Here is a 1,311-nt window from a genome sequence, read left to right as displayed (position 1 = left end):
ATAAACCAGCTAATAGTTTGTCAACATTTTTCATTTAAATATCTTTTTATTGTGTGGTATTCTAAAAATAAGCATGCCAAATAACCTTCCATTAGAACTATTTTGGAAGGTTTTAGTTTATTTGGTTAGCTTTGCATTTTAGACAATATCTTGGAAAGTTGAATTGCTTTTTAAGAGTGCATAAATCCAATGTAAAAGCTTATTTGCACACGCAATTATGGCTACCTTGTAGGGCTTTCCTTCATCACGTTTTTTATCATAGAACTCTCGCATTTTCCTATTACTTGCGATGAATTCCGGGGTCGTTTTTTTCTTCCGGCAATCACGGATGGCACATTGTACAGCCATATATAAAGCGTGTCTTAGCCTGCTTGAACCTCTTTTTGTAATCCGGTTCACTGTCCCTTTGAATCTCCCAGACTCAAAGATACTCGGGTCAAGGCCGGCAAATGCAACAAGTTTTTTAGGGTGGGGAAACCGTTCAATCTCTCCGATTTCCGAAATAATCGTTGCAGCGATTTTTCGACCAATTCCAGGGATTGATTGAATGATTTTATATTCTTCCATTTCTTTAGCCAAAGCATCTATCTCTGCTTCTATTGTGGATAGATGCTTTTGGTACTCCAGAAGCATCTCTATATGCATTTTCAGACTTACAACATGGCTTTGATACAAAACTTTCTTGAATGGATTCCTACAAGCTGCTTCGATAAGCTTCTCTGCCTGTGTGCGTGCCCACTTACTTGAACGGCTTTTACAAAGTTCATTAATTCGTTTGGCTAAGGTATCTTCTTCGATTTCCAATACCTCTTTGGATGTCGGGAATTCCATTAATGTTAATAGGGAGACAACCGAATATAAGTCCCCAAAAACATCTTCATATTCTGGAAAAACCTGATCAAGCACCGCCTGAAATTGGAGCTTTGTTTGTACATACATACCTGTCATGCTTTGGTGCTGCCTCGTAAGGTTGCGAAGATTCAAAATCTGAATTCCACGCTTTTTATAAGGCTCCAGATCCTCTTTGTAATAGAGCTCGCAAAGATGCCTGGCATCGATTATGTCTGTTTTTACCTTCCGCAAGGAAGAGCTTTTTGCCCGATAAGAAACGAGTGGGTTTACAATAATAAGCAGGTATCCTCTTTCCTCAAAATACTGGACGACTGGAGTATGGTAATGCCCTGTAGACTCCAGAACAATGGGTGGTTTTAGCCCTGTAAGATCTTCTATTTCTCTAAGAAACTTACTTAACATTCCCAATCCTTCTAGAGTATGAGGTACTTTAAAGCTTGTTTTATAAGGTTTTTTTTT

General features: G+C 38.4%; 1 protein-coding gene. It reads right to left on the bottom strand.

All coding sequences use genetic code 11. The features are described 5' to 3' along the window. Positions 1-138 precede the first annotated feature (138 nt). Positions 139-1,311 (bottom strand): IS110 family transposase (locus ACFPA1_RS28625; protein WP_378588480.1); only part of this gene is annotated, 1,173 nt, incomplete at its 5' end.

This window comes from Neobacillus sp. GCM10023253 (assembly GCF_042653105.1).
GTDB classification, from domain to species: Bacteria; Bacillota; Bacilli; order Bacillales; family Cytobacillaceae; genus Neobacillus; species Neobacillus citreus.
The sequence above is the reverse complement of the archived record's forward strand: the minus strand, read 5'-3'. Positions and strand labels throughout refer to the sequence as shown.